This is a genomic window from Flavobacterium sp. (assembly GCF_036515215.1).
GTDB lineage: Bacteria > Bacteroidota > Bacteroidia > Flavobacteriales > Flavobacteriaceae > Flavobacterium.
In genome coordinates this window covers 50251-57256 of the sequence record NZ_DATBVQ010000177.1, presented here as the reverse complement: position 1 = coordinate 57256, position 7006 = coordinate 50251, and the positions used below count along the sequence as shown (strand labels likewise).

Annotated in this window: 6 protein-coding genes; 5 read left to right on the top strand and 1 reads right to left on the bottom strand. The window is 36.3% G+C overall.

Annotated elements, in window-relative coordinates; translation table 11 throughout:
* The first annotated feature begins 179 nt into the window (after positions 1-179).
* Positions 180-854 (top strand): hypothetical protein, encoded by a 675-nt coding sequence (locus VIH09_RS12210; protein WP_331581369.1) that lies wholly within the window; start codon positions 180-182, stop codon positions 852-854.
* Positions 855-1005: 151 nt separating this feature from the next.
* A complete protein-coding gene (locus tag VIH09_RS12205; RefSeq protein ID WP_331581367.1) occupies positions 1006-1419 on the top strand; it encodes a hypothetical protein in 414 nt (137 codons plus the stop codon).
* A gap of 311 nt (positions 1420-1730) precedes the next feature.
* Here VIH09_RS12205 and VIH09_RS12200 read toward each other — a convergent pair whose 3' ends face one another.
* Positions 1731-2393, bottom strand: coding sequence for an RNA methyltransferase (locus VIH09_RS12200; RefSeq protein WP_331581365.1), 663 nt, complete (start codon positions 2391-2393; stop codon positions 1731-1733).
* A gap of 106 nt (positions 2394-2499) precedes the next feature.
* Between VIH09_RS12200 and VIH09_RS12195 the strand changes: the two genes are divergently transcribed.
* The 3 genes from VIH09_RS12195 (at position 2500) to VIH09_RS12185 (ending at position 7000) form a co-directional block, all read left to right on the top strand.
* On the top strand, positions 2500-3192 hold the full coding sequence (locus tag VIH09_RS12195; protein ID WP_331581363.1) for an NAD-dependent deacylase: 693 nt from the start codon (positions 2500-2502) through the stop codon (positions 3190-3192).
* Positions 3193-3259: 67 nt separating this feature from the next.
* A complete protein-coding gene (purB, locus tag VIH09_RS12190; protein WP_331581361.1) occupies positions 3260-4606 on the top strand; it encodes an adenylosuccinate lyase in 1347 nt (448 codons plus the stop codon).
* Positions 4607-4759: 153 nt separating this feature from the next.
* Positions 4760-7000 (top strand): cation:proton antiporter, encoded by a 2241-nt coding sequence (locus VIH09_RS12185; protein WP_331581359.1) that lies wholly within the window; start codon positions 4760-4762, stop codon positions 6998-7000.
* Positions 7001-7006: the final 6 nt, after the last annotated feature.

Sequence of the window (7006 nt, the reverse complement as noted above, 5' to 3'; positions counted from 1 at the left end):
CCACTATTTGTAAGAAAAAAATTAATATATTTGAAAGTATATAAGGCAAAACAAAACTTCGTATTTACACCCATATTGGGGTAGATTGGCGAACTTTCATTTCGCCTAGATACTAATTGTACGAAGGCCTAAAAAAACTCTCGTCTTAAAATAGGTTGACAAAAAATTAATCAAAAAAAATGAAGAAAATAATAATAGTATTAATTTTGGCAATAACAGGACTTTTTTCCTGTAAGCAAAGCAGTAAATCAAAGCCAGATACTATTGGTGTAGAAACTTTAGATTCGACAACAAATATCAAAAGTCAAAAGCTATCGGCTAAGCATAGTGAAAATAATTTTTACACTAAATATGAATATAACGAGTCTAACGGTGCACGCCTAATAATACAAAACAGCTTTCCAAAAAGTGGAATAAACTATATTGACCCAAATGGTAAGAAATATATGTATGCTGTATTTTGGACTCGAATAACAAATGAGACAATTAATCCTATTGAATTGACAATTGATTTTCCTTTAGATTCATTTGAGATTCCATCTTCATCGGGCAACCATATGAAATTACTTCTTCCTTCCGACACAATGACAATTCATAAAGAGCCCTTGTATGATTATGGTCTGACAATAAAATCTTTTTTAGATAAGAATAGACATAAACCGTCTTCGTTGAAAAGAACTATTAATCCAAAAGGCACAAGTGCTTTTTATGTTGTGACTCTCTCTAATCGTGGAGTAGGCGGAACTTTGCGAACAGGATTTAGCTTAAAAGGGCAAAATCTATTTTATATAGTTAACAATAAAGAAATTCTTTGCGGAACGATTGATTTAACAAAATTAATGCTACGAAAATAAATAAAAATTCAGCACACAACAGCTACTACAACGGATTTGGGCAATTGGCTTAGTGGAAAGTTGCTTTTGTATTAGGGATGATTGCTATGGCCTTAATTTAACCCTAAACCCGCTGTAGTAACAGAACGTCACAACCAATTTAAAAACAAAAATGATGAAGAAATATATTTTTGTAACTGTATTATTTTTAATTTCTAATTTAATAGTTAGTCAAAAAATAGAACAAGAAGAAATCAGTGGAACTTGGAAAGTCGCAAAAAATTTGACGAAAACCACTGATCCTAAATTTAAAGATTTAATTGAAGGATTTAACTCCTCAATTTTTAAGTTCAAACAAAACGGAAATTGTGAAATGTCTTCTCCAAATAAAAGCAAAATTTTTTTGATGACATTAGAAATGATTACTAACAAAAAATGGAGATTTAATAGTAATCGACAAATGATTAAAATTGGAAGCGAAAAAGATTATTTCTCCATTATGGGAATAAATGTCCAAAAAAATCAAGGTAAAATGATTTTTCAAATAAGCGAAAGTGAACTGCAATTTGAAATGATTAAATCATAAATAAACTGGCTATAACATATGTTATTCCTTTCTGTTAGCGCGAGCGTCTCGCTCGTGACTACAAAACAAATTAGCCAAAGTTGAAATCCTAGATGAGATTGCTTCGTTCCTCCCCTTCTGGTGATCGTCTGCGACGAGTATCTACTTTAATTAGAAAACAAATCGTAGCGTTTATAACGCGGTTTCTTAAACTAAATACTTCCTACTTCCCCAAACTTGTACTCTTCATTGTCGAAATCCTGGATGAGATTGCTTCGTTCCTCGCAATGACTCAGATTATATAAAACAAATGCAAATGCTTAACAGTTAAACTATTTTGCGTTTTCCTCAAAATAACGCGCTTCGATGCGTTTGATGTCTTTTATTGAATTCTTGGCCCAAGCCAGGCGCTTGACTAAAATTTCCTCCTCGGACAAATGCCAATCGATATTGGAGTTCCGCAATCTGTTGGTCAGGTTTTGAATGATGATTGAGGCCGAAACGGAGATGTTCAGACTTTCGGTAAAACCGACCATCGGGATTTTAAGGAAGCCGTCGGCACGCTGCAAAATTTCTTCTGACAATCCGTCCCTCTCTGTCCCGAAGAACAAAGCGCTCGGTTTTGTAATATCAAAATCGTCCATCAAGCAATCATTTTCATGTGGCGTGGTGGCGATGATTTGGTAGCCTTTGTTTTTCAAGGTATCCACGCAGTTCGTAATGCTATCATATGTATTGATATCAACCCATTTTTGGGCCCCCATCGCAATTTCCTTGTCGATACTTTTCCCGTAACGCTGCTCGATGACATTCAGCTCCTGTATCCCGAAAACCTCACAGCTGCGCATCACCGCACTGGTATTGTGCATCTGGAAAATGTCCTCTACGGCAATGGTGAAATGCTTGGTTCTGTTTTCCAGTACTTTCAGGAATTTCTCTTTGCGGTTGTCAGTAAGAATGTTTTCAAGGAAATTAAGGTAATCTATATCAGTCATTGGAAATTATTTTTGGCAAAAATAGTAAAAAAGACTAGCTTTAAATAAATATAGTAAGTTTGTCATTTCGACGAAGTAGAAATCACAAGATATTGAAAAATAAAAAATGAAAAAGAAACTAGTAGTACTAACTGGCGCAGGGATTAGTGCAGAAAGCGGCATCAAGACTTTTAGGGACAGTGACGGACTTTGGGAAGGACACAACGCCCAGGATGTGGCAACCCCTGAAGGCTGGTATAGAAACCCTAGTTTGGTGCTGGATTTTTACAACCAAAGGCGAAAACAACTCAAGGAAGTGAAACCCAATCTAGGGCATCAGATTCTGGTAGAACTGGAATCTCATTTTGACGTTTTTGTGATCACACAGAACGTCGATGATTTGCATGAACGTGCAGGAAGCACTAATGTGCTGCATCTGCATGGTGAATTATTGAAAGTAAGAAGTATTGCAAACCCAAACTACATTCTGGATTGGAAAGACGATTTGAACATCGGCCACTTCGACAACAATCAAAACCAACTGAGACCACATATCGTCTGGTTTGGAGAAGAAGTCCCGGCGCTTGAAGAGGCGATCGCCCTTACCGAAACCGCGGATTATTTTGCCGTGATTGGAACTTCCTTGCAGGTATATCCAGCGGCGGGATTGATTGATTTTACCAATTCCACAACTCCCGTTTATTACATTGACCCAAAACCCATAAAAATCCCGAATCTGCGAAATCCCCTTCAGGTTTTTCCGCACGTCGCTTCTGAGGGAATGAAACTATTAAAAAAGGAGCTTCTTCGGTTTATTTAAAAAACAATCCTTTTCGGAATTGCTTCTAAAGGTTTATATTTGTGCCTTTCCAACAAATAACACAACAATGACTACTTTAAACGAATTGAATGCTATTTCTCCAATTGACGGAAGATATAGAAACAAGACTCTTTCTTTGGCTCCTTTTTTCTCGGAAGAAGCGCTAATCAAATACCGCGTATTGGTTGAAATTGAATATTTCATTGCTTTGTGCGAGGTTCCTTTGCCACAACTTAAAGGTGTAAACCCGGATTTATTCGAAAGTTTGCGTAACATTTACAAGAATTTCTCCACTGAAGATGCGCTTTGGATCAAAGAAACGGAGAAAGTAACCAATCACGACGTTAAAGCGGTTGAATACTTTATCAAGGACGCTTTTGAAAAATTAGGTCTATCACAATACAAGGAGTTCATCCATTTTGGGTTGACTTCACAAGATATAAACAATACGGCGATTCCACTTTCAACAAAAGAGGCTTTCGAAAAAGTATATATGCCTTCTTTGATCACTTTAACTTCAAAATTGAAAGATTTAAGCGGAGAATGGAAGGACATTCCAATGTTGGCCAGAACGCATGGACAACCTGCCTCCCCTACTCGTTTGGGTAAGGAAATTGGTGTTTTTGTGGAAAGATTGGAAGAGCAAATGCGTTTGTTGTTCAACATCCCTTTTGCAGCCAAATTTGGCGGAGCAACAGGAAATTACAATGCGCATCATGTGGCCTATCCACAAATTGACTGGAAAAAATTTGGTGGGAATTTTGTTGAAGAGAATCTAGGTTTGCACCACTCTTTCCCTACAACCCAAATTGAGCATTACGATCATTTCGCAGCGTTTTTTGATGCGTTAAAAAGAATCAACACCATTATCATTGATTTGGACAGAGACATTTGGACGTACGTTTCGATGGAATATTTCAAGCAAAAAATTAAAGTGGGTGAAATTGGGTCATCAGCGATGCCACACAAAGTAAACCCTATTGATTTTGAAAACTCAGAAGGAAACTTAGGTATAGCCAACGCTATTTTCGAACATTTGTCCGCTAAATTGCCTTTGTCAAGATTGCAACGTGATTTGACTGACAGTACGGTTTTGAGAAATATTGGAGTGCCAATTGGACACACCATCATCGCTTTTGAAGCCACCTTGAAAGGATTGAACAAATTATTGTTGAACGAACCTAAGTTCCACGAAGATCTGGAGAAAAACTGGGCAGTTGTTGCCGAGGCGATCCAAACCATTTTGAGACGTGAAGCCTATCCAAACCCTTACGAAGCATTGAAAGGATTAACAAGAACCAATGAAGCGATCGACAAGAAAGCAATTCACGGTTTCATTGCCACTTTAGATGTTTCAGAAGAAGTAAGAGCGGAGTTAATGCAAATCACTCCAAGTAATTTCTTGGGAATTTAAAGAACCAATAAGAAAATGAAAATTCTTAGTTTATATTTTTTCGAATATGACAAAAATTTTCTTTACACTTAAAAATATAAAAAAATAATCTTCAAAAAAAGCTATCTTTATCGATAGCTTTTTTTATTACAATACACATCCAAAATACAAAATATGAGTACTGTAGCAACAGTTGCTGAGGCATCACACCATTTAGAACCTTTAATAAGTGACTTAGGATTAATCCTTATGACCGCCGGAATTGCTGTATTAATATTTAAAAAACTAAAACAACCTTTGGTTTTAGGATATTTAATTGCGGGCTTTTTGGCAGGTAATCACTTTGACTTTTTTCCCTCAGTAAAAGACATAAAAAGCGTAGAGGTTTGGGCAGAAATAGGTGTTATCTTTTTGCTGTTTAGTTTGGGCCTCGAATTCAGTTTTAAGAAATTGATGAAAGTGGGAGGCACAGCTTCTATCAATGCTTTTACACAAATAATAACAATGGTAATCATGGGTTATTTAGTTGGACAGTGGATGGGCTGGAAACAGATGGATTCCATTTTTTTAGGGGTAATACTCTCCATTTCTTCCACAACTATTATCCTTAAGACTTTTGATGAATTGGGTGTAAAAGCACAAAAATTTGCAGGTATTGTTATTGGTTCCCTGATAGTCCAGGACATTGTAGCCATCTTAATGATGGTATTACTTTCTACTTTAGCTGCCAGCCAGCAATTCTCAGGAACCGAATTATTACAGTCAATTTTGAAGTTAGGTTTTTTCCTGACAGCCTGGTTTGTGGCGGGTATCTTTTTTATTCCAACATTATTAAAAAAAACCAAACACCTTTTAACAGACGAAATGATGTTGATTATTTCAATCGCCTTGTGTTTGATGATGGTTATTTTAGCTGCAAATGTCGGATTCTCACCTGCACTTGGCGCCTTTATCATGGGATCTATTATCGCCGAAACGACTCAGGCGGAACAAATCGAACATTTAGTAAAACCCGTTAAAGACTTATTTGCCGCCGTGTTTTTTGTGTCAGTTGGAATGCTTATCGACCCAAACACGCTATACGACTATGCATGGCCCGTTTTAATTCTGACTTTTGTTACCATTTTCGGTCAATCCACCAGCTCAATAATCGGTTCGCTAATTTCAGGACAGCCTTTAAAACAGTCCATCCAAATCGGTATGACTTTAGCGCAAATAGGCGAGTTTTCTTTTATTATCGCCACTTTAGGAATGTCATTAAATGTAACTAGTGATTTCTTATATCCAATAGTTGTTGCCGTTTCTGCTGTCACCACTTTTACGACACCGTTTATGGTAAAAATGGCAGTTCCTTTTTCTGAGTTTTTAGACAAAAAACTACCCCGAAAATGGGTTAAAAGAATGGCACGATACAGTGCAAATGCACAAGCGATAAAATCCATAAGTACATGGCAGGTGGTATTAAGAGCTTATATGATTCAAATTATAGTTCACACCATTATAATTACTGCAATAATTTTATTGTCATCCAGATTCGTTTTGCCTTTGGTCGAAAATTCAAAATTTGGTAATGCTATCGCAGCTTTGATAACTATGATTATAATTTCTCCATTTTTATGGGCTTTGTCCTTGCGACGTGTTGCCGTAAAAGAGGTCGAAATATTATTTCAGGAGCGTAGATACAGAGGCCCAATTTTAATGATGATCTTTTTTAGAATGGGATTGGCAATATTCTATATTGGTTTTTTACTGAATATCTTTTTTTCTCCTATAATTGCATTTTTCGCATTGATAAGCGCCGGAGTTCTTTACTATCTATTTCCAAAACAACTGCATGAGCAATATCACCGAATTGAAAATCACTTTCTAAAAAATCTTAACGACAGGAATTCTGTAAAAATAACCAGACAATATGCCAGTTTAACTCCCTGGGATGGACATATGACTACATTTGAAATAGCAAAAGAATCAAATATTGCAGGAAAAACTTTAGAAGAATTACGCCTTAGGGAGCAAATGGGGATTAACATTGCTTTTATCAAAAGAGGTGACATTATGGTAAAAATACCTACCAAAAATGAGCGGTTATTTCCCGGAGATGAAATTTGCGTTATTGGCTCAGATGAACAGGTGGACGAATTCAAAAACTATTTGCACCAGCATGAAATAGAATCTCCGGAAAGTGTACAAAAAACAGAAATCATATTGCAACAGGTACCGTTAAATAATGAAGAATTCATCGGAAAAAGCATAAGTCAGTCTAACATCAGAGAGAAAACCAACGGAATGGTAGTCGGTATTGAACGAAGTGGAAAACGAATTCTAAATCCTGAATCAAATTTAATTTTAGAAAAAAATGATATTCTATGGGTAGTAGGTGACAAAAAAAGAATGGGCCTTTTATTCGAAAATTAGAGAATT